This is a genomic window from Leisingera sp. ABM4_103 (assembly GCF_056158685.1).
This window is the reverse complement of the sequence record NZ_JBSWTU010000005.1, coordinates 952,000-969,607: the sequence shown is the minus strand read 5'-3', so window position 1 is coordinate 969,607 and position 17,608 is coordinate 952,000. Positions and strand designations below refer to the sequence as shown.

The 17,608-nt window shown below is 61.7% G+C and carries 22 protein-coding genes and 2 tRNA genes; 17 read left to right on the top strand and 7 right to left on the bottom strand.

What is annotated here, in order from left to right; genetic code table 11:
• Positions 1-95: 95 nt before the first annotated feature.
• Both ACXAED_RS06280 and ACXAED_RS06275 read right to left on the bottom strand, forming a co-directional pair.
• Positions 96-2,444, bottom strand: coding sequence for a methyl-accepting chemotaxis protein (locus ACXAED_RS06280; protein ID WP_475047840.1), 2,349 nt, complete (start codon positions 2,442-2,444; stop codon positions 96-98).
• A 471-nt stretch (positions 2,445-2,915) separates the two neighbouring features.
• A tRNA-Thr gene (locus ACXAED_RS06275) sits at positions 2,916-2,990 on the bottom strand.
• Between the two features lie 85 nt (positions 2,991-3,075).
• Between ACXAED_RS06275 and ACXAED_RS06270 the strand changes: the two genes are divergently transcribed.
• From ACXAED_RS06270 to hisD, 5 genes are all read left to right on the top strand, one after another.
• A complete protein-coding gene (locus ACXAED_RS06270) occupies positions 3,076-3,231 on the top strand; it encodes a hypothetical protein (RefSeq protein ID WP_008556790.1) in 156 nt (51 codons plus the stop codon).
• 6 nt (positions 3,232-3,237) lie between these two features.
• Entirely contained in the window at positions 3,238-4,506 is a 1,269-nt protein-coding gene (gene murA / locus ACXAED_RS06265; protein WP_475047836.1) for a UDP-N-acetylglucosamine 1-carboxyvinyltransferase, read from the top strand.
• Positions 4,506-4,982 (top strand): DUF2948 family protein, encoded by a 477-nt coding sequence (locus tag ACXAED_RS06260; RefSeq protein WP_475047833.1) that lies wholly within the window; start codon positions 4,506-4,508, stop codon positions 4,980-4,982. Before murA ends, ACXAED_RS06260 begins: the two co-directional genes overlap by 1 nt.
• A 92-nt stretch (positions 4,983-5,074) precedes the next feature.
• On the top strand, positions 5,075-5,497 hold the full coding sequence (locus ACXAED_RS06255; RefSeq protein WP_475047831.1) for a GNAT family N-acetyltransferase: 423 nt from the start codon (positions 5,075-5,077) through the stop codon (positions 5,495-5,497).
• A 120-nt stretch (positions 5,498-5,617) separates the two neighbouring features.
• Entirely contained in the window at positions 5,618-6,919 is a 1,302-nt protein-coding gene (gene hisD / locus ACXAED_RS06250; RefSeq protein ID WP_475047828.1) for a histidinol dehydrogenase, read from the top strand.
• Positions 6,920-7,165: 246 nt separating this feature from the next.
• Here hisD and ACXAED_RS06245 read toward each other — a convergent pair whose 3' ends face one another.
• A complete protein-coding gene (locus ACXAED_RS06245) occupies positions 7,166-7,924 on the bottom strand; it encodes an SDR family oxidoreductase (protein WP_475047826.1) in 759 nt (252 codons plus the stop codon).
• A gap of 159 nt (positions 7,925-8,083) precedes the next feature.
• On the opposite strand from ACXAED_RS06245, the gene ACXAED_RS06240 reads away from it, so the two are divergent.
• The 10 genes from ACXAED_RS06240 to ACXAED_RS06195 all read left to right on the top strand — a co-directional run bounded on the left by ACXAED_RS06240 (position 8,084) and on the right by ACXAED_RS06195 (position 13,482).
• Positions 8,084-8,563 carry a UPF0262 family protein gene (locus tag ACXAED_RS06240; protein WP_475047824.1) on the top strand — a complete coding sequence of 160 codons (480 nt, stop codon included), beginning with the start codon at positions 8,084-8,086 and terminating at the stop codon, positions 8,561-8,563.
• Positions 8,564-8,566: 3 nt separating this feature from the next.
• The gene (locus tag ACXAED_RS06235) at positions 8,567-9,025 is read left to right on the top strand and encodes an arsenate-mycothiol transferase ArsC (RefSeq protein ID WP_475047821.1); all 459 of its coding nucleotides are present in this window, start codon (positions 8,567-8,569) and stop codon (positions 9,023-9,025) included.
• Positions 9,022-9,420, top strand: coding sequence for a ketosteroid isomerase-related protein (locus ACXAED_RS06230; protein ID WP_475047819.1), 399 nt, complete (start codon positions 9,022-9,024; stop codon positions 9,418-9,420). Before ACXAED_RS06235 ends, ACXAED_RS06230 begins: the two co-directional genes overlap by 4 nt.
• Positions 9,417-10,004, top strand: a complete 588-nt coding sequence (locus ACXAED_RS06225) for a GNAT family N-acetyltransferase (protein WP_475047817.1) — start codon at positions 9,417-9,419, stop codon at positions 10,002-10,004. The genes ACXAED_RS06230 and ACXAED_RS06225 overlap by 4 nt, the downstream gene beginning before the upstream one ends.
• A 164-nt stretch (positions 10,005-10,168) precedes the next feature.
• Positions 10,169-11,047: a carbon-nitrogen hydrolase family protein gene (locus ACXAED_RS06220; RefSeq protein ID WP_475047814.1), complete on the top strand. Its 879-nt coding sequence runs from the start codon at positions 10,169-10,171 to the stop codon at positions 11,045-11,047.
• Positions 11,048-11,130: 83 nt separating this feature from the next.
• On the top strand, positions 11,131-11,349 hold the full coding sequence (gene infA, locus ACXAED_RS06215; protein WP_005620785.1) for a translation initiation factor IF-1: 219 nt from the start codon (positions 11,131-11,133) through the stop codon (positions 11,347-11,349).
• Between the two features lie 177 nt (positions 11,350-11,526).
• Positions 11,527-12,108: a Maf family protein gene (locus ACXAED_RS06210; protein WP_475047810.1), complete on the top strand. Its 582-nt coding sequence runs from the start codon at positions 11,527-11,529 to the stop codon at positions 12,106-12,108.
• Positions 12,105-13,127: a ribonuclease E/G gene (locus ACXAED_RS06205; protein WP_475047807.1), complete on the top strand. Its 1,023-nt coding sequence runs from the start codon at positions 12,105-12,107 to the stop codon at positions 13,125-13,127. The genes ACXAED_RS06210 and ACXAED_RS06205 overlap by 4 nt, the downstream gene beginning before the upstream one ends.
• Positions 13,124-13,327: a DNA gyrase inhibitor YacG gene (locus tag ACXAED_RS06200; RefSeq protein WP_475047804.1), complete on the top strand. Its 204-nt coding sequence runs from the start codon at positions 13,124-13,126 to the stop codon at positions 13,325-13,327. The genes ACXAED_RS06205 and ACXAED_RS06200 overlap by 4 nt, the downstream gene beginning before the upstream one ends.
• An 80-nt stretch (positions 13,328-13,407) precedes the next feature.
• Positions 13,408-13,482, top strand: a tRNA-Phe gene (locus ACXAED_RS06195).
• Between the two features lie 31 nt (positions 13,483-13,513).
• Here ACXAED_RS06195 and ACXAED_RS06190 read toward each other — a convergent pair.
• Genes ACXAED_RS06190 through ACXAED_RS06180 form a run of 3 tightly spaced genes read right to left on the bottom strand, consistent with a single transcriptional unit; the run spans position 13,514 to position 15,101 of the window.
• Entirely contained in the window at positions 13,514-14,626 is a 1,113-nt protein-coding gene (locus ACXAED_RS06190) for a tyrosine-type recombinase/integrase (protein ID WP_475047803.1), read from the bottom strand.
• Positions 14,626-14,862 carry a hypothetical protein gene (locus ACXAED_RS06185; RefSeq protein WP_475047801.1) on the bottom strand — a complete coding sequence of 79 codons (237 nt, stop codon included), beginning with the start codon at positions 14,860-14,862 and terminating at the stop codon, positions 14,626-14,628. Before ACXAED_RS06185 ends, ACXAED_RS06190 begins: the two co-directional genes overlap by 1 nt.
• A 14-nt stretch (positions 14,863-14,876) precedes the next feature.
• Positions 14,877-15,101 (bottom strand): hypothetical protein, encoded by a 225-nt coding sequence (locus ACXAED_RS06180; RefSeq protein WP_475047799.1) that lies wholly within the window; start codon positions 15,099-15,101, stop codon positions 14,877-14,879.
• 139 nt (positions 15,102-15,240) lie between these two features.
• On the opposite strand from ACXAED_RS06180, the gene ACXAED_RS06175 reads away from it, so the two are divergent.
• Both ACXAED_RS06175 and ACXAED_RS06170 read left to right on the top strand, forming a co-directional pair.
• The gene (locus ACXAED_RS06175) at positions 15,241-15,663 is read left to right on the top strand and encodes a helix-turn-helix domain-containing protein (protein WP_475047796.1); all 423 of its coding nucleotides are present in this window, start codon (positions 15,241-15,243) and stop codon (positions 15,661-15,663) included.
• A 782-nt stretch (positions 15,664-16,445) separates the two neighbouring features.
• Complete coding sequence (locus ACXAED_RS06170) at positions 16,446-16,733, top strand: type II toxin-antitoxin system RelB/DinJ family antitoxin (RefSeq protein ID WP_475047793.1); 288 nt, start codon at positions 16,446-16,448, stop codon at positions 16,731-16,733.
• Positions 16,734-16,776: 43 nt separating this feature from the next.
• On the opposite strand, the gene ACXAED_RS06165 is transcribed toward ACXAED_RS06170, so the two are convergent.
• Positions 16,777-17,061, bottom strand: coding sequence for a hypothetical protein (locus ACXAED_RS06165; RefSeq protein WP_475047791.1), 285 nt, complete (start codon positions 17,059-17,061; stop codon positions 16,777-16,779).
• Positions 17,062-17,608 lie beyond the last annotated feature (547 nt).

Here is a 17,608-nt window from a genome sequence, read left to right as displayed (position 1 = left end):
CAGCGCGCAGCCAGGCCGTAACAGCCTGGCTGCGCGCCGATCCGTGTCCGCAGCAGATGACCCTTTCCGGTTTTGCGGGCACGCAGCCCGCGGTTTCAGAAATCCTGCCATTTCGCCAAGGCAGCAGAGCCATCTGCGGCTGGCGCTGAAGCCAGGCTGTCCGGCAGATCGTCCCAGCCGGACCCATGTGCCGAGGGCAGGGCCGGTTCGGCAGGCTGGCGCGGCGGCGGCATTTCAAGCCCGACATCGAATCTGGCCACCAGCCCCGCCAGCTTGGAGGCGTCGCCGTTGAGCAGCTGACCGGCTGCGGTCATCTCCTCCACCATAGCGGCATTCTGCTGGGTCACCTGATCCAGCTGCATCACGCCAGTGTTGATCTCGCCGATACCGGTAGATTGCTCTGCAGCACCTTCTGCAATGCCGGACACCAGCCCTGAAATATGGGTGACCTGCGAGACGATGCTGTTCAGCGCCTCACCGGCCTTGCCGACCAGGTCGACGCCCTTGGCCACCTGTTCGCCGGAGTTGGAAATCAGCGCCTTGATCTCCATCGCCGCATCCGAAGACCGCTGCGCCAGCGCCCGCACTTCGGAGGCGACAACCGCGAACCCGCGCCCGGCTTCGCCCGCCCGCGCGGCCTCGACACCGGCGTTCAGCGCCAGCAGGTTGGTCTGAAAGGCGATGTCGTCGATCACGGTGATGATCTGCGAGATATGGGCCGAGGACTGCTCGATCTCTGTCATAGCGGCCACCGCGTTCTGGACCACCTGGCCGCTGGTCTCCGCCTCGTCCCGGGCGTTGTTCATCGCGTTTTCCACCCCGCGGGCGCCGTCGGCAGCCGCCTTGACGCTGGCGGTCATCTGGTCCAGCGCCGCCGCGGTCTGTTCAAGCGTGGCCGCCTGGCTTTCGGTGCGCTGCGACAGGTCGTCTGATGCCTGGCTGATCTCATGCGTGCCGCTGCGGATGCTGGTGGTGGCTTCAACCACTTCGCGCACCGTTGCATTGAGCGTGTCGACCGTCTGGTTGAAGTCGGTTCGCAGGCCTTGATAGGCTTCGGGGAAAGGCTCGGTGATCGTGCTGGAGAAGTCACCGGCCGCCAGATGCTTCAGGCCGCTGCGCAGCTCGCTGACCACGTGGTCCTGCTGGCGCTGCAGTTCTGCCCGTTCCTCCTCGGCGGTTTGGGCATTTTGAAGATCGGTTTTGAACCCTTCGAGAATGCCGGCGATGTTGCCAAATTCGTCGCCGGTTCCGTTGCCCGCAACCGGATGGCCGTAATCCTTGGCCGCAATATGCTCGACGCTGTCGGACAGCGCTGACACCTTGCGGGCGATGCTGCGGGCGGCCACCCAGGACAGCAGCGCCACCGCAAGCGCAACGCCAACCGCCTGCAGCATGGCAGCATTGACCAGGCTCTTCTGCGCGGCCAGCGCCTCGGCGCTGTCGACTTCCAGCACGATGCCCCAGGTCCGGTCGTCCAGTCCGACGCGCCCGGCCATCGCCTCAACCGGCTGACCCGACAGGCCCGGGGTGCCGGAGAACGTGCTTTCCTCGCCGCTGATCGCGGCATCGATCTGCTGCAGTTGCGGCAGCTGCGACAGGATCCGGTGGCCGCCCTCACGGCTCGATGCGGTCAGAGCAACGCCATCACCGCGTACCAGATAGGCCTGGCCCGTCTCCCCCAGCAGCGCGGAGTGTGACAGGATCCCGGCGATCTCCCCCACGGGCACGCGCAGGACCAGCGCCCCCATGAGCGCGCCTTTTTTGAAGACCGGCGAGGAAATGAACATGGCCGCGGCCCCGCCGCCCGCGTCATAGGCGGCCATCTGCGACAAGAACACATCGCCCTGCTCCAGCTCCAGCGCGGTCCGGAATGCCTGGCCCAGCCCGCTGTCCTTATACGGTCCGTCCAGATAATTCAGCGCGAAATCGTCGTTCTTCTGGACCGAGTAGACCATGTTGCCCTGCACATCCAAAAGATAGGCATCCAGGAAACCCTGCTCCTCCAGAAAGGTGACAAAGCCGGCGTGGTTCATCTTGTGGCGGATGGACCAGGCGGACTTGTCCTTGGCGTCCAGCAATTTGTAACGCTCACCGGCGGGATTCGGGTTGCCGTCGGCGTACGCGGCGCGCAGATGTCCGGCGGGATCATCGCCAAGCGAATAAAAACCGTTGGAGAAATCCCGCAACGCAGTTTCGACAGCCTTGCTGGCAACTAGGGTCCGGGTCTGCGAGCGCAGATCCGCCACCCAGGATTCGAGCGCTTCCTTCCGTTCCTCCAGCAGCGTCGCATAAGCGGCTTCGCGGTTGGCCTTCAGCGCCTGCCCGGCCTCCCAGGCAAAAAAGAAGCCTGAGGCGAGGGTCAGCAGGATTGTTGGAGCGGCGATGGACAGCGGCAGCTTGCGGCCCAGCCGCATATTGCCCCAGAATTTGGACAGTCGGGTCATTTGAGCGTGGTTCCCATCAACATTTCGGTCTGCCCGGCCGCCTAGGTGCGGCGGCGGGCTGTGCCAGCCGGGTGGCGCTTGATGGAAGAACACTCAGGGGGATTCATTTCCGCAGCGTTAACTTCTGCTTCAATGCCCCCGATTTGCGGCGGCTGGCGGGTGATAAGCCGCAAAAATACCGATTTATAGTTATATGCGGCCTGCGCGAATGCGGCGAATTGCCGGTGCTGAGCCAATTTCCGCCGTCAGGCGTTCCGGCGCCTGCGAATTTGTTGGAGCGGGCGCACCGTTCCGCTGACGGGACAGTTCCGGCCGGAAAGCGAGCGGCAGGCCGCCAATGCCGATAGCAGCGCGAAAACCTCTTATTCTTTGCAGATATTGCCTGCCTGCAGCGGCAGTCAGCCTCGCAAAGCTGCACCAACGGCGCGACGCAGTTAGCCAAGCCTCTGAAAACAGTGATGTTTTGGAAGATGGTGCTGCTGGAGAGAATTGAACTCTCGACCTCTCCCTTACCAAGGGAGTGCTCTACCTCTGAGCTACAGCAGCGCCGGTGAGGGGGCTTTTAGGCATAAACGCGGGGGGGCGCAAGAGCATTCTGGACGGTTTTTTCGCACTAAGTTACAGAAGTTCTATGGCAGAGAAGAAAACACCGAAAAACGACGGATCTGCGGCCTCCCGCGAAGACCGGCTGAAGGCTGCGCTCAAGGCTAACATGGCCCGGCGCAAGGCGCAGGCCAAGGCGCGGGCGGACAAGCAGGACCAGGATACGGGCAAAAGCGGAGAGTAAGAGCAGATGGATTCGATTCTGGTTACGGGCAATGGCCCGCTGCACGGGCAGATCCCGATCGCCGGCGCCAAGAACGCCTGCCTGACGCTGATGCCGGCGACGCTCCTGAGCGAAGAGCCGCTAACGCTCACCAATGCGCCGCGGCTCAGCGACATCAAGACGATGACGCTGCTGCTGCAGTCGCTGGGTGCCGAGGTCTCCAGCCTGCAGGATGGCCAGGTGCTGGCAATGTCCAGCCATGACCTCACCAGCCACGTTGCCGACTATGACATCGTGCGCAAGATGCGCGCCTCCAACCTGGTGCTGGGTCCGATGCTGGCCCGCCTGGGCCAGGCGGTGGTGTCGCTGCCGGGCGGCTGCGCCATCGGCGCGCGGCCGATGGATCTGCACATCCATGGTCTTGAGGCGCTGGGCGCCGAGATTGAGCTGAAAGACGGCTATCTTCACGCCAAGGCCCCCAAGGGCCTGAAAGGTGCCGTGGTGGAGCTGAGCTTTGCTTCGGTCGGGGCGACCGAGAACATCATGATGGCGGCAACGCTCGCCAAAGGCACCACCGTCATCAAGAACGCCGCGCGCGAGCCTGAGATTGTCGACCTGGCGGACTGCCTGCGCAAGATGGGCGCCCAGATCGAGGGCGACGGCAGCCCGGACATTACTATCCAGGGCGTTGACCGTTTGCATGGCGCGACTCACCAGGTGGTCACCGACCGGATCGAACTTGGCACCTATATGCTGGCCCCGGCCATCTGCGGCGGCGAAGTGGAACTGCTGGGCGGGCGCCGCAGCCTGCTGGAAAGCTTCTGCGGCAAGCTGGAAGCGGCGGGCATTGAGATTACCGAAAACGAAAACAGCCTGACCGTCAGCCGCAAGAACGGCCGTGTGCGGGCTGTGGATGTGGTGACCGAACCCTTCCCGGGCTTCCCGACCGACCTGCAGGCGCAGATGATGGCGCTGATGTGCACCGCCGAAGGCACCTCGGTGCTGGAAGAGAAGATCTTTGAAAACCGCTTCATGCACGCGCCGGAGCTGGTGCGGATGGGCGCGCAGATCGAGGTGCACGGCGGCCATGCGACGGTGACAGGCGTCGAAAAGCTGAAAGGCGCCCCCGTCATGGCCACCGACCTGCGTGCCTCGGTCTCGCTGATTCTGGCCGGTATGGCGGCGGAAGGTGAAACCAAAGTGAGCCGGGTCTACCACCTGGACCGCGGCTACGAGCATGTGGTGCGCAAACTGTCCGGTGTCGGCGCCAGAATCGAGCGGATCAAGGAGCAGTGATGGCGGATGCAAGTTTCGAAGATGGCCGCGAGGTTCCGCTGAACCTGGGCGCACTGGAGGAGGAGGACCTCAAGGTCATCTCCTCCCTGGTCCAGGATGCTGTGTTCCCGGCAACCGAAATGAGCTGGCGCGCATCCGAGCGCCGCTTTGCCTTGCTGCTGAACCGTTTCCGCTGGGAAGACCGCGACGCTGCCGAGCGCCGCGGCCGTGATTACGAGCGGGTGCGGTCGCTGCTGGTGGTGGACAATGTGCTGCGTGTGGCTTCGCAAGGGGTGGACCGCAAGGATAAGGATCTTGTGCTGTCCCTGCTGGCCGTCGATTTCGAGCCCGGTGAGGACGGCACCGGCCATGTGCTGCTGACCCTGGCGGGCGATGGTGCCATCCGCCTGTCGGTCGAAGCGCTGGAGGTGTCCTTGCGCGATGTGACCCGCCCGTACCGCGCTCCGTCGGGCAAAGCGCCCGACCACGGCGCCTGATCTTGCAGAACAAGCGCGGTATCTCTCAGGCTTTTGCCCGCTCATCCGGCCGCCTGGAGATCCGTCCCGCGTCTGTTTTTGACGTATTTGCCATGAGCCGGGTTCTCACGGATTCGATCCGCGATCTGTGTCACGCCGATCACGGCGGCGATCCGCAGCGGATTGCCGCCTGGATCGCCGGTAAGTCGCCCGGGCAAATCCGGGCCTGGTTCGGAGACGCCGGGCGCTACTGGCTGGCCGAGCGCAGCGGCCGGGCCGAGGCTGTGGGCGGGCTGCATCCGGATGGTACGGTGACATTGCTCTATGCGGCCCCCAGCGCTTCAGGGCAGGGCACAGGCACCGCAATGCTGACGCATCTAGAGACGGAGCTGCGCAGCGCTGGCCATGGCGAGGGGCGTTTGAACGCAACCCGCACCGCGCTGGGCTTCTACCGGAAACACGGCTGGCGGCAGGAAAAGGCTCCAGCGGCCTGCTGCGGTTTTCCTTGCATCCCGATGCGCAAGCCGCTGGCCTGACGGGGGCGGCACAGGCCGGCTGAAATCACACCGCTGCTGTTGCGTCCAATTGCTCCGCTTGCCGCATAAATCTTGAGGCTGTCTCCCCATGCGGTTATGCGGAGGCCAAAGGAGATCCCGATGCCGCAGTTTCTGAACACCGCCGATTCCGATTTCGAGCAATCCTTCACGGCGCTCTTGGGTGCCAAACGAGAGGACAGCCCGGACGTGGACGCCATCGTGGCCGGGATCATTGCTGACGTCCGCGCCCGCGGCGACGCGGCGCTGGTGGAGCTGACTGCCAAATTCGACCGGCTGGAGCTGACGCCTGCGCAGCTGCGCATCAACGATGCGGAGGTGGATGCGGCCATCGCCGATGTCTCCGCCGAAGAACGCGCCGCACTGGAGCTGGCAGCGGAACGGATCCGCGCCTACCACGCCCGCCAGATGCCGGAGGATGCGCAGTGGACGGATGAGGCCGGCGCAACGCTGGGCTGGCGCTGGTCGGCGGTCTCGGCTGCCGGTCTTTATGTGCCGGGCGGCCTGGCCTCTTATCCTTCGTCGGTGCTGATGAACGCGATCCCGGCCAAGGTTGCAGGGGTCGGGCGGCTGGCGGTCACAGTTCCGACGCCGGACGGGCAGATCAACCCGCTGGTGCTGCTGGCGGCGCGGATTGCCGGGGTCGACGAAATCTACCGGGTCGGCGGCGCGCAGGCGGTGGCGGCACTGGCCTATGGAACCGAAACCATCGCGCCGGTGGACAAGATCACCGGCCCCGGAAACGCCTTTGTCGCCGCAGCCAAGCGGCGGGTGTTCGGCAAGGTCGGCATCGACATGATTGCGGGCCCGTCCGAAATCCTGGTGATCGCCGACAAGGACAATAACCCGGACTGGATCGCGCTGGACCTGATGAGCCAGGCAGAACACGACGAAAGCGCCCAGTCGATCCTGATCACTGACGACGAGGGTTTTGGCCGCGCGGTGGCGGAGGCGGTGGACAAACGCCTGGAAACGCTGGAGCGCCGCGCCATTGCTGGCGCCTCCTGGCGCGATTTCGGCGCCGTGATCACCGTGCGCGATCTGGATGAGGCCGCGGCTCTGTCCAACCGCATCGCGCCGGAACACCTTGAGCTGTGTGTCGCCGATCCGGCGGCGCTCAGCGAACAGACAGTTCACGCGGGTGCCATTTTCCTGGGGCAGTACACGCCCGAAGCCATTGGCGACTATGTCGGCGGCCCGAACCATGTGCTGCCGACCGCGCGCTCGGCCCGGTTCTCCTCCGGCCTGTCGGTGATGGATTTCCTCAAGCGCACGACGCTCAGCCAGATGACACCGGATGCGCTGCGCGCCATTGGCCCGGCGGCGGAGGTGCTGGCGGAAAGCGAAAGCCTGGAAGCTCACGGGCTGTCCGTCACGGCGCGGCTGGATGCGCTGAACAAGTAAGCGGCGGAGGGGCTCTGCCCCTCTGCGCGCGGGGCGCGCATTCACCCCGGGATATTTTCAGCCAGATGAAAGGGAATCCGCGCCCCGGGCCTGCCGGGGCGCTTCACCTGGCGCGGTCATCGGCGTCCCCGCCTGTACCGCGGGACGAGGGTGGCCAGGTTTGGTTAATGATCCGTTGCTTCATCTGGCTCCAAATATCCCCGCCGGAGGCCGCAAGTCATTTTTCCCGGAAAAATGACGCAGCACTCAATAGTGCGCGGTATAGCCGCCATCCACCGCCAGCACCTGCCCGGTGATGTAGGACGCGGCTGGGGAGGCGAGGAACAGGATGGCCGGTGCCAGCTCCTCAGGCTCGCCCCAGCGGCCGAGGGAGGTGGCAGCTTTGAGCTTCTCCGCAATCGCCGGATCCGCGGCAGCAGCCATGTTGGGCGCGGTCTTGAAGAACCCTGGGGCGATTGCATTCACGGTAATGCCCTTGGGGCCAAGCTCTGCCGCCAGCGCCCTGGTCATGCCGTTGATGCCGGCCTTGGCAGTGGTATAGGCGGCGTCGCCCGCCTGCGCGATTAGGCCCGCGATTGAGGAGATATTGATAATGCGGCCATTGCCCTTGGCCGCCATTTGCGCCGCCGCCAGCTGGCTCAGGCGGAAGGGGGAGACCAGATCGACCTCCCACAGCGCCTGCAGATCGGCGCGGGAAAATTCCGGCAGGCTGCGGCGGTCGCGCTGCCCAACGTTGTTGACCAGAATGTCCAGCCCGCCTGCTGCCGCGATCTCCTCCATCGCCGCAACGCAAGCCTCTTCATTTGCCACATCCAGAACCAAGGGCCGGGCGGTTCCCGGCATTCGGGCCACAGCCTCCGTCACCCGCGCTTCGCTGCGGCCGTTGATCCAGACCTCGGCCCCGGCCTCAGCCAGCAGCCGGGCGGCGGCGAACCCCAGCCCGTCCGTGGATCCGGTCACCAGCGCGCGCTGTCCTGCGAGGGAAAACTGTTCCAGCCCTGTCATCATCCTGCCTCCTGCCCGGGACAGGCTGGGCAGGAGGGCGTTGTCTGTCAAGCGCTGCCGCAAACCGCCTGTGCCGTGACGCCTGCTGCTGCATTGCCCCAGCCGCGCCGGTGCGATACTCATGGCCGGACGCCTTAGCGCATATAGAGACAAAGACCCATGAGCCGCATCAGCCACATTGAACTGGACGACCGCAACCTGCCGCCTCCGACACCTGAGATCGAGCAGGAGCGCAAGGTGGCGATCTATGACCTGATCGAAGATAACAGCTTTACCCTGCCGTCCCGCGAGGACCGCGATCTGCCGGACGGCCCCTACCACCTGGGGCTGGCAATCCGCGACAAGCGGCTGGTCTTCGACATCAACACCGAAGCCGGCGAGAAGGCCGCGGAGTTCCACCTGTCGCTGTCGCCGTTCCGGCAGGTGGTGAAGGATTATTACCAGATCTGCGAGAGCTATTTCACCGCGGTAAAGACCATGCCGCCGAGCCAGATTGAGACCATCGACATGGCCCGGCGCGGCATCCACAACGAGGGCAGCCGGGTGCTGCAGGAGCGGCTGGAAGGCAAAGCCGAGGTCGACACCGACACCGCCCGCCGCCTGTTCACCCTGATCTGCGTCCTGCATTTCGGAGGCTGACGGGTGGAGGAGCTGCCGCAGTCCGTTCTGTTCTGTTGCGACCACAATTCGGTCCGCTCTCCGATGGCGGAGGGCATCATGAAGAAATTCTATGGCACCGGCACCTATGTGCAGTCCGCCGGTGTCAAGAACGACATGGAAATCGACGGCTTCTCCATCGCGGTCTGCCAGGAAATCGACGTCGAGCTGTCGCGCCACCGCTCGCGTTCCTTTGACGAGATGGAGCGTTGGGGGGATGATCTGTCGTCGTTCGATCTGGTTGTGGCGCTGTCGCCAGCCAGCCAGCGCCGGGCGCTCGAACTCACCCGTTTTTTTCACCTTGATGTCGAATATTGGCCGATTATGGACCCAACCGGGCTCGGCGAGACGCGGGCTGCCAAGCTAGACGTGTACCGGCAAACACGGGACCAAATCATCCAGCACCTGAAAAACCGCTGGGGCGAACCGACGGAGAGAACATGACCGACACCATCGCGCGCTACTTTGCAGCCTTCAACGCAGGCGACACGGACACCATGCTGGCCTGCGTGGACGACCAGATCGCCCACCACGTGAACGAGGGCAAAATCCGCGTCGGCAAGGAGAAATTCGCAGAGTTCTGCGCCCATATGAGCCGCAGCTACAAGGAAGAGCTGACCGACATGGTGATCTTTTCCAATGGCGACGGCACCCGTGCCGCCGCAGAGTTCATTGTGAACGGTACCTATCTGCAAACCGACGAGGGGCTGCCGGAGGCCAAGGGCCAGACCTACCGCCTGCCGGGCGGCTCGTTCTTTGAGCTGAAGGACGGCAAGATTTCCCGCGTCACCACCTATTACAACCTAGCGGACTGGATCGCTCAGGTGTCTGCCGGATGACGATCCGGGTCGAAGCGATGACTGGCGCGGCGCTGGAGGCCGCGCTGGACGATGTGGCGCGCCTGCGGATCAAGGTGTTCCGCGCCTGGCCGTATCTCTATGACGGTGATCTGGGGTATGAGCGGGAGTACCTGCAAAGCTACCGCGAGAGCGAACGGGCTGTGGTGGTTGGCGCTTTTGACGGCGATGTGCTGGTGGGTGCCTCCACCGGTGCGCCGCTGGCCGATCACGCGGATGATTTTGCGGCGGCCTTTGACGGCACCGGCATTGATCTGCAAGACGTCTTCTACTGTGCCGAATCCGTGCTGCTGCCGGAATACCGCGGCCACGGCGTGGGTCACGGCTTCTTTGATGCGCGCGAAACGCATGCCCGCAAGCACGGCTTCAGCAAATGCGCGTTCTGCGGCGTGCAGCGTCCGGCTGACCATCCGCTCCGCCCGGCTGGTTACGCGCCGCTGGATCCATTCTGGCGCAAACGCGGTTACCAGCCGCTGGAAGGTGCCATCGCGCATTTCTCCTGGAAAGACGTGGATCAGGCGGAAGAGACAAAGAAGCCGCTGCAGTTCTGGATCCGGGACTTGTAGAAATGCCGGAACGGTTTGGCCGAAGCTCTTTCTGCCAAGCCGCTTCACGAGGGGTGTACAGGTGGTGCCCAGGGGGTGCACGGATGCCACTCCCCCCGTTTCCGGCGGCCGCGGAGGGCAACCGGAGGTATCTGTGAGCCGCATTTGAACAAGGGGAATACAGGATGAAAATCGCCACCGCCGCCTATCCGCTCGACTGGCTCGACAGCTGGGCGCAGTATGAAGACAAGCTGGCCGCCTGGGTGGCGGAAGCTGCCGGCAACGGGGCAGAGCTGCTGGTGTTCCCGGAATACGGCGCGATGGAGCTGTCCACCCTAGACGGGGCGGCAGTGGCCGGGGATCTGGCGCAATCTATCCATTCGGTTTCCGAAAAAATGGAGGATGCGGCGGTATTGCACCTGAAGCTGGCCGCCGAATACGGGGTGCATATTCTGGGAGCATCCGCACCAGTGAACAGCTGTCTGGAGCAGCCGGTGAACCGGGCGGAGTTCTACACGCCCGGCGGCGGCCGCGATCACCAGGATAAGCAGATCATGACCCGGTTCGAGCGCGATCCCTGGGGCATCACCGGGGGCGGGCCGCTCAAGATCTTCGAGACCAGCTTGGGAAGAATCGGTGTGCTGATATGCTATGACAGCGAGTTCCCGCTGCTGGGCCGTGCCCTGGCGGAGGCGGATGTGATTCTCGTCCCCTCCTGCACCGAGGCGCTGGCCGGCTACTGGCGGGTGCGCATCGGCGCGATGTCGCGGGCACTGGAAAACCAGTGCGTCACGGCCATGGCCTCCATTGTGGGCAACAATGCATGGTCCGAAGCGGTGGACACGAACACCGGCATGGGCGGCATTTTCGGCCCGCCGGACAAGGGCTTCCCCGGAACCGGTGTGCTGGCCGAAGGTGTGCTGAACCAGCCAGGCTGGACCTATGGCGAGGCTGATCTGGACACAATTGCCCATGTGCGCGCCGATGGCGGGGTGCTGAACCGCCTTCATTGGGAGGAGCAAATGCCGCGGGTGAAATCGGTCACAAAAGCCGTGTTATCCTGATTGAGGCCTTGAAATATTGGGAAAATGCCCCCATTTAAGCGCACGTCCCGCAGTTTGCGGGTAAACCCAATGATGGAGACAACATGGCCAAGGAAGATACGCTCGAATTTCCCGGTGTCGTGAAGGAACTCCTGCCTAACGCGACGTTTCGGGTCGAGCTGGAAAACGGCCATGAAATCATCGCTCATACGGCAGGCAAGATGCGCAAGAACCGCATCCGTGTTCTGGCTGGCGACCGGGTCCAGGTGGAAATGACACCTTACGACCTCACCAAGGGCCGGATCAACTATCGCTTTAAGTAAGCTGTTGATCTGCCAAGACAAACAAAGCCCGGCATCGCGCCGGGCTTTTGTTTTTCTGCGGCTTTGCAGCCGCTGCCTCCGGCGGGAGTATTTTCCGAAAGATGAAGAGGCGGGGGCGGCTTCCACAGGCTGGGAAAAGCCATTAAGACGACTTGAACGGAAAGAGAGGGCCAAGGCATGGCATTCATTCTGGGATCGGGCAGTCCGCGGCGGCTGCAGCTTTTGGCGCAGCTTGGGGTGCATCCCGACGCGGTGCGGCCGCCGGAAACCGACGAGACGCCGCGCAAAGGCGAGCTGCCGCGGGATTATTGCACCCGGGTGACGCGGGAAAAAACCCAGGCTGTCCCCGCGGGGACAGACGATATTGTCCTGTGTGCCGACACCACAGTTGCTCTGGGCCGCCGCATCCTCGGCAAGCCGCGCGACGCGGGCGAGGCGGCGGAGTTTCTGCTGGCCCTGTCAGGACGCCGTCACCGGGTGATCACTGCAGTTGCCGTGCGCCGCGGCGATAGGATCTGGGAGAAGGATGTGGTGAGCCAGGTGAAGATGAAGAACCTGTCCGATGAAGAGCTGAACGCCTACCTCGCCACAGGCGATTGGGAAGGCAAGGCCGGTGCCTATGCCATCCAGGGACCCGCCGGGGCGTTCATTCCATGGATCAGCGGCTCCTTTACCGGGATTGTCGGGCTGCCGTTGTCCGAGACTGCAAATCTTTTGCGCGCCGCCGGGCTGCCGCTTTATCAGGAGGCCGCCGCATGAAGGGCCGCACCATCATCCTCGACCACATCCAGGACCGTGAAGCCGCCGCGCTGATGGTGGACGGCAAGCTGGAAGACTTCCTGATCGAAAGCAACGCGCCGGCGCCCGGCACCATCTACCGCGCCCGCGCCGACCGGCCGGTAAAGGGGCAGGGCGGCATGTTCCTGACCACGCCTGACGGCCCGGCCTTTTTGCGCCAGGTCAAGGGGCTGGCGCCGGGGCAGATGATCCTAGTCCAGGTCTCCGGTTATGCCGAGCCGGGCAAGGCCATCCCGGTGACCCAGAAGCTCTTGTGCAAAAGCCGCTACGCCATTGTGACACCAGAGGCGCCGGGGCTGAACATTTCCCGCAGCATCCGTGACGAGGACGAGCGCGACCGGCTGCTGGAGATTGCGCATGAAGAGATGGGGGAGTCAGGTTACGGGCTGATCCTGCGCTCCGCCTGCGCCGGTGCGGACAGTGAGGAGATCGCCGAGGATGTGGCGGCGATGGCGGCCTTGGCGGCGCAGGTGATGCAGGACGAAGGCGGCGAAGCCGAGGTCCTGGCCGAAGGCGACGGCCCGCATTTGCTGGCCTGGCGCGACTGGGTGGAGCCTGCGGATGTGGAACGCGATCCCGGCGGGTTCGAGCGCCTGGGGGTGCTGGATGCGCTGGACACAGCCCAAGGTATCCGCGAGCCGCTGCCTGGCGGCGGGTTTCTGTTCATCGAACCGACCCGCGCTCTGGTTGCTGTGGATGTGAACACCGGTTCCGACACCTCGCTGGCGGCAGGTATCAAAGCCAATATGGCCGCAGCCAAGGCTTTGCCGCGCGCCTTGCGTGTTCGCGGGCTGGGCGGGCAGATTGTGCTGGACCTTGCACCGATGCCGAAAAAGGACCGGCGCGGGTTCGAGAGCGCGCTGAGGGCCGCCTTCCGTGCCGATTCCGAGGAGACGGTTCTGGCGGGCTGGACCAACCTTGGCCATTACGAGCTGCAGCGCAAGCGCGGCCGCATTGCGCTGCGGGAGGTTCTGAAATGAGTTGTCCGATCTGCGGCGGGGACCCGCAAAAGAGTTACCGGCCTTTCTGTTCTAAGCGCTGCGCGGATATTGACCTCGGCAAGTGGTTGAACGGCTCTTATGCAGTGCCCAGCCAGGACCCGGAAGACATTGAAAACGCTTTGGAAGAAGCAGAGCTTTCGCTGGCTGAGAAAGAAAAACAGCCTCAGACCCGCCATTAGTGATTTTCTTGAAAAACCCTCTGGACACCGCCGCGCCCAGAGCATAGAAGGCCCCCACCCAAGGCGAACAGCCTTCCCGTGCCCGGGTAGCTCAGGGGTAGAGCAGTGGATTGAAAATCCTCGTGTCGGTGGTTCGATTCCGCCCCCGGGCACCACTTAACAATATGTATTTGTTAGGTTTATCTCTCATGCCTTATTCTCTTTCTGGTCAGGTTTGACGCTTTTCTCCGAAGGTTTGACAGTCTTCGTGCGTCTTTCGATTTCTCTTTCCAGTGTCGCCATAGTCTCGCGGTTTTTGTCCGCAAGATTCGCCGACCGCGAATAGTGCCGCGCCATCGACGGTGTCTTCTGCCCCAGAAGGTCCGCAATACGACGCTCATCCAAACCTGCTTCGCGTAAGGTGGTCGCTACGGTGTGCCGCAGTCCCTTGAGCGTAAGGCCGGACGCGATCACCCCTTCCTTCTCTAGAGCGGTCTTGAAACGGTGCCATACTGTCGAAAACCCGTTGTAGGTCCACGCTTCACCGCGTGAGCTACTGAGAACCGTCTCGGCTTCATGCTTAGGGATACGGTCGAGCGCGGTCTGTAGAGTTGGGCTGACAGGGATCGCCACTTCTACGCCTGTCTTCCCACGTACACCCCAGATAGTATCACCGTCGATTTGGTCCTTTCGCAGTTTCAGAGCATCGGAAGGATCGAGGCCGGTATTCATCATCAGCGCCAGCGCAGCCCGCACATGCGCCTTGGCTCGTGACAGCACGATATCTCGCTCTTCAATGCTCCAGGGGCGGTTGGCGTAGGCCTGCTCGCGGGGGCGGCGCTTGGGGATCACATCCTTGGCGTAATTGGCCGCGATCAATCCCTTGGGGATGTTGTATCGAAAGACTTCGCTCAGCAGCGTCCGCACCATGTTTGCACGCCTCCAACCTATCTTCTTTGCCGCCTTATCGTGGATCCCTGCAACCAGCGGCGTATCGATCACGTGGATCGGTGTGTCCTTGATCGGCTCAAGGAAATCGGCACACTTCCGATAATCACGGCGTGTGGCCTCGGCTAGGTTCTGGTAGTGCTCGGTCTCGAAGTAAGACTTGATCAGCCCGCCAAGCGTGCCTGCCTTTGCGGCTTTGGCCTTTTGTGCATTGCCGATGGCGCGAATGGCCTCACACTCGGCAAGGAACTCGGCAGACCCCAACGGTGCCTTCTGAAGATCGATCTTGTGCCCTGTCTCGCGGTGATAACAGCGCTGCCGTCCGTGTCGATCCTTGAATATCTTGAACCCTCTAACGCGCACCTTGGTCATCAAAGGCGATCCAGTATGTCTTCCCGCGTGTCCGTCACGGTTCCGGATTTAACATCATCAATCCAAAGGTCGATGTCCCTGCGATCCCAAAGAAGGGTCCCTTGTTTCAGTTCGACGGGGCGAACAGGACACGAAGCTTTGAACTGCTTGACCGGCAACCCGGTGTAGCTGGCCGCTTCTGATTGCTTCAGCATCCGCTTGTCGACCACGATGATATTGAGATTGGTCGTAGCCATCGTTTCGCCCTCCTTTAGTTCACACCAGAAGCCGCACCGGGACTCTCGCTCTCCGGCGCTTTGATCTTGGTTGCGTTCTTTTGAAACCGTTCCCAGCCGCTCATCGTCAGCATCTTGGTCTTCGACGAAATCTCCACAAACTCCAGCCGCCCGTCGTTCATCAACGCGCGGATTTGAGTGGCGCTCAAACCGACGATGTTTCCAAGCTGCTTGGGAGAAAGAAGACGTTCTTGATTCACTTTAGGCCTCCGCCGCTTATTACGCATGGAATCGCTTGTTATGCACCATCTGACGTGTTCAGATAGTCCAAAATGTAAAAATACGTCATTTTGTGCGATAATTGACAATAATGACCGTATCGTCAATCGGAAAACGTGGATGACGCGAGACACATCGGATATTTTCGTAGCCATGGGGGCGCGGCTTGCAATTACCCGGAGCGAAATCGGGCTGTCACAGGCAGCGATGGCCGAGGCCATTGGCGTGTCGCACCGTGCCTACCACAGCTATGAGAAAGGTAAGCGGGGCATCCCGGTCGAAGCGCTGGTCACCATGGGCGACAAGTTTGACATCGATGTTGCCTGGCTGTTGCTCGGTGCCAAATCAGTGCGTGTCGCGCATGACATCGGGGCGCTCCAGGAATTCGAGGCCTCGCTGGATCGGTATCTGAACGAACATAACATCAGGATAAAAAGCGAAAAGCGGGGAGCTATTGTTGCCCGTTGGTATCAATCGCATGTCGAGGGGCGCGATGTGGCCTTCGATGACGTGCACACATGGATTGAACTGGTCAGGGAATAGACTTTGGATACCCTAAGGTGCTGCTGATAAAGCAAGGGGTCGCAGACAGGTCAATGCGGTTTTGGACATGGAGTAACGTGCCAATGACGCTGCCGGTACAGTATCTTACGTCTAGCTCACCGAGAGCGGCCACTCACCGCACCTGGCGGACCACCCTCAATGCTGCGGACTGCACCACGGGCCGCGATACTCAGGAAGTGGAGTTTGCAAAATCCTGCAAAGAATATGGTTCCGCCTTACACCTGGCCGAACGCCGCAGCGCAGCTTTCGCATTGCCGCCATTCGTGCATCGCGCAGCATTTCCGAAGGTCAAACAAGGATCTCAAGACCTTCCGGATATTCGCTGCAAGTGCAGTATTGCGACAAGCGCGTTCACGGCCTGTGGACCTGGCACGGATTTGCGTGGCTCCGTTGATCGCCTATTGTGCCGCTAAGGAGAGCGCAGATTACATCACGACCCACTGAGGAGTTTCAGGCAGAAACAGCTCCAACGGTCTGCCGCGCAAGTAGGTGGCTGGCGACTTCGGGATTGGCTTCTCGGCGCCAATCCCGCGGACAGGCGAACCCCAAGAAGCCAACCATCTAGTCCGATCTAGAACGTGGGATCACGGAGTTGCGGAAGTCTGGTTAAAAATCCCCACACAGTGGAGCGCTCTATCTGTGATTAGGTGCAGGAATTGTGTCTCTATCTAAATTGCCGTCTTGTGTTTGCGGAAAACTATTTCTTGACCTTGTATCTCATGTGAGATACAAACTTGACTTGCGATTACAGGAGGTACCTCATGCCTACGACCACTCAGATGATCCACGTGCGTGTCAATCCAGACCTGAAGAGAAGTGCTGAGAAGGCCTTGGAAGGCGTGGGTCTTTCCTTGTCCGAGGCGGTTCGGGTGTTCCTTCACGGTGTAGTGCGGGACAAAGGTATGCCAATCGGCATTGGCTCAGATCCTGAAACCTATGATCGTTGGATCAACGAAAGAATCGAAAAAGCGCTTGAGGACAAGCGCCCCCTGGTATCCCAAGCAGACGCAGATGAGAGAATCCGCGCGGTCCTTGAGCGAAAAAAATAAGATAGCAGGGGGCACCTGCCCCCTGCTATCTACTATGCTGTAATCAGATGCGAGCATTCATCCAATTTGAGCGCTCAGAGAAGGCTCCCAAGACCTCAATCTGAGTTTCAAGTTCCTGATAAAGGATGACTTCTCCCTTGTGGTTCATCTTCCGAATGCCACGTCCCTTGTCGTGGTAAGGGTTTTGACGAACTACATGGGGCAAACGAGAAAATGCTTCCTTCACGATCGTATCGGTGCGTTCGGCGCGGTGCCCAGGCAATTCCTCCAAGCGATCAATGTAATCTTCCAAACCAAATTCATTCCAAAAAACTTCCTTATTTTTCATATGCTTCCTTTCCTCTTGGGCATTTTTATTAAGAAAACACTTGATCCGGTTTTGAGTATGTCGTACTCAGGTTCTGGACGGTATCGCCGCCTGACGGATGAAGTGCGGGCAATTGAACCCGTTAACGATTATAGTCAATATCGTTAACGAGTCAAGCACTTTCTTTAGGTGTGGAGAATATTCTTAAATCGGGTGAAATGTGGTGATCTGGCTGGTTCTGGGCGGATGCGCCTCAATGAACAGCCCTCGCACCGATTTCGGCCAACCCTCGACCCCCTCAGAGCAACTGCGATCCGGGTGGGCTTGACCCAATTCCCGCTCTTGATCCGATCCGAGCGCCAGTCGATTGAGTGTGTGTAGCACTGTCCGCTAGTTCGCAGACCTCAGGGTCGACAATCCAGTGCGGGTGCTGACGGAGTCCATCAGGGGCCGCGACCGCCAGCTGCAGCCATCACGCCCAAAGTGGGGTAATGCCCGCCCGGCGAGCGGAGCGGTCGATTTGTGAAGCTCAGTTCGCCGAGCGGACAGCGCTCACCCCAACCTGCAG

Bases quoted from the DNA above. Each gene is read 5' to 3' on its own strand.
- ACXAED_RS06280 (WP_475047840.1), bottom strand. From the start codon at position 2,444: ATGACCCGACTGTCCAAATTCTGGGGCAATATGCGGCTGGGCCGCAAG.
- ACXAED_RS06270 (WP_008556790.1), top strand. From the start codon at position 3,076: ATGGCAGAGAAGAAAACACCGAAAAACGACGGATCTGCGGCCTCCCGC.
- murA (WP_475047836.1), top strand. From the start codon at position 3,238: ATGGATTCGATTCTGGTTACGGGCAATGGCCCGCTGCACGGGCAGATC.
- ACXAED_RS06260 (WP_475047833.1), top strand. From the start codon at position 4,506: ATGGCGGATGCAAGTTTCGAAGATGGCCGCGAGGTTCCGCTGAACCTG.
- ACXAED_RS06255 (WP_475047831.1), top strand. From the start codon at position 5,075: ATGAGCCGGGTTCTCACGGATTCGATCCGCGATCTGTGTCACGCCGAT.
- hisD (WP_475047828.1), top strand. From the start codon at position 5,618: ATGCCGCAGTTTCTGAACACCGCCGATTCCGATTTCGAGCAATCCTTC.
- ACXAED_RS06245 (WP_475047826.1), bottom strand. From the start codon at position 7,924: ATGACAGGGCTGGAACAGTTTTCCCTCGCAGGACAGCGCGCGCTGGTG.
- ACXAED_RS06240 (WP_475047824.1), top strand. From the start codon at position 8,084: ATGAGCCGCATCAGCCACATTGAACTGGACGACCGCAACCTGCCGCCT.
- ACXAED_RS06230 (WP_475047819.1), top strand. From the start codon at position 9,022: ATGACCGACACCATCGCGCGCTACTTTGCAGCCTTCAACGCAGGCGAC.
- ACXAED_RS06225 (WP_475047817.1), top strand. From the start codon at position 9,417: ATGACGATCCGGGTCGAAGCGATGACTGGCGCGGCGCTGGAGGCCGCG.
- ACXAED_RS06220 (WP_475047814.1), top strand. From the start codon at position 10,169: ATGAAAATCGCCACCGCCGCCTATCCGCTCGACTGGCTCGACAGCTGG.
- infA (WP_005620785.1), top strand. From the start codon at position 11,131: ATGGCCAAGGAAGATACGCTCGAATTTCCCGGTGTCGTGAAGGAACTC.
- ACXAED_RS06210 (WP_475047810.1), top strand. From the start codon at position 11,527: ATGGCATTCATTCTGGGATCGGGCAGTCCGCGGCGGCTGCAGCTTTTG.
- ACXAED_RS06205 (WP_475047807.1), top strand. From the start codon at position 12,105: ATGAAGGGCCGCACCATCATCCTCGACCACATCCAGGACCGTGAAGCC.
- ACXAED_RS06200 (WP_475047804.1), top strand. From the start codon at position 13,124: ATGAGTTGTCCGATCTGCGGCGGGGACCCGCAAAAGAGTTACCGGCCT.
- ACXAED_RS06190 (WP_475047803.1), bottom strand. From the start codon at position 14,626: ATGACCAAGGTGCGCGTTAGAGGGTTCAAGATATTCAAGGATCGACAC.
- ACXAED_RS06185 (WP_475047801.1), bottom strand. From the start codon at position 14,862: ATGGCTACGACCAATCTCAATATCATCGTGGTCGACAAGCGGATGCTG.
- ACXAED_RS06175 (WP_475047796.1), top strand. From the start codon at position 15,241: ATGACGCGAGACACATCGGATATTTTCGTAGCCATGGGGGCGCGGCTT.
- ACXAED_RS06170 (WP_475047793.1), top strand. From the start codon at position 16,446: ATGCCTACGACCACTCAGATGATCCACGTGCGTGTCAATCCAGACCTG.
- ACXAED_RS06165 (WP_475047791.1), bottom strand. From the start codon at position 17,061: ATGAAAAATAAGGAAGTTTTTTGGAATGAATTTGGTTTGGAAGATTAC.